3 protein-coding genes are annotated in these 1,269 nt (G+C 62.8%); all 3 read right to left on the bottom strand.

All coding sequences use genetic code 11. From position 1 onward, the window contains the following. Window positions 1–543, bottom strand: a 543-nt coding sequence (locus IEX32_RS20330) for an IS66 family transposase (protein ID WP_188773351.1), incomplete at its 3' end; no start/stop codon positions are given. A 123-nt stretch (window positions 544–666) separates the two neighbouring features. Beyond that, window positions 667–1,014: an IS66 family insertion sequence element accessory protein TnpB gene (gene tnpB / locus IEX32_RS20325; RefSeq protein ID WP_188773350.1), complete on the bottom strand. Its 348-nt coding sequence runs from the start codon at window positions 1,012–1,014 to the stop codon at window positions 667–669. After that, the coding region (locus tag IEX32_RS20870) for a hypothetical protein (protein ID WP_229736542.1) at window positions 1,011–1,269 on the bottom strand (259 nt) is incomplete at its 5' end. The genes tnpB and IEX32_RS20870, both read right to left, overlap by 4 nt.

Here is a 1,269-nt window from a genome sequence, read left to right as displayed (position 1 = left end):
CTTCTCGCGCACGGTACGGATGACCTTGTGGCGGGCAGGCACCTTCTCAAGCGTTTCCGTGATGTCGGCCGGCAGGTGGCTCAGGTCAGCCGAACCACAGCAAGGGCATTGCTCGGGAGCGGGGATCACTACATCTTCGCGCGGAACATCTGCCGGAAAGTCGCGACGGGTTGCTCGCTTGCGGGCGAAGGGGCCGACCGTGGTCGTTTTGGCCGCAGCCTGGGCGGCGAGGCTCTCGGCTTCGCTGGCATCGGCCTCGAGTTCCTCGAAGGTCATCTCGAGCTGGTCGATGAGCCGGCTGGCGCGTTCCGATTTCGCTCCATATTTGTCGCGGCGCATCAGCGCGTTCATCAGTTCGAGATGCGCATTACGAGCCAGAAGGTCGGCGTTGATCGCCTGGACGCGGGCCGCTTTTGCCTCTGCCTCGAGTGCCTTGGCCTGCGCTTCCCGGGCTTCAGCCTGAGCCGCCTGGACCAGTTGACGCGCCAAGGCGAGCTCGGCGTGCATCTGCAAAATATCAGGAAAATCGTCGCTCGAAGGCATGCCCGTCTATAGCGGGAAGTGCCCGGAAAACCTAGGGTTTTCTCAAGTTTCGACCCGCTTTTTGCCCTCTTTTCCAAGGCTTGATTGAGCACCCTGCGCATGCCCTGTGAAGCGCGTTCCGTCTCAGCCTACCCGGCTTGGCCGCCATGTACGCTGCGGGTTGCGCCAGTCGATTCCCTCGAGCATGCAGGCCAGCTGCGAGGGGGTAAGGGCGATTGCCCCATCCTTGGCCGAGGGCCAGACAAAATTCCCGCGTTCCAGACGTTTCGCATACATCGAAACGCCGAGCGCATCGCTCCACAAAATTTTCACCAGATCGCCGCGGCGCCCGCGAAAGACATACAGATCCCCTTCGTGGAAGGTCTTACCCAGCTGCTGCTCGACCTGCCGCGCCAGCGAGTTCATTCCCCGCCGCATATCGGTATGACCGGCCGCAATCCAGATCTTCACACCTGCAGGAACGGGGATCATCGCACACTCCCCAGGATCGCGCGGACCAGTTCCGGCCGGGCATCTTCCGCAAATCGGATCACCGCTCCTCGCGTCTCGATCACCGCCGCTACGCGTAGGCCCTGCTGCCCTTCACGCGGCAAGTCGTCCGAACCGTCCGCCTTCACCACCACCGGCATAAAACTCGCCTGGCTGTCCGACGAACAAACCCGCTGCGTGCGCTCCCGCCGCCAGCGGTGGATCAAGCTCGGATGGACATCCGCTGCCCGCGCAATT

The organism is Novosphingobium endophyticum (assembly GCF_014640675.1).
GTDB lineage: Bacteria > Pseudomonadota > Alphaproteobacteria > Sphingomonadales > Sphingomonadaceae > Novosphingobium > Novosphingobium endophyticum.
Note: the sequence above shows the minus strand (reverse complement) of the source record. Positions and strands in the feature narration are given on the sequence as shown.

Bases quoted from the DNA above. Each gene is read 5' to 3' on its own strand.
- tnpB (WP_188773350.1), bottom strand. From the start codon at position 1,014: ATGATCCCCGTTCCTGCAGGTGTGAAGATCTGGATTGCGGCCGGTCAT.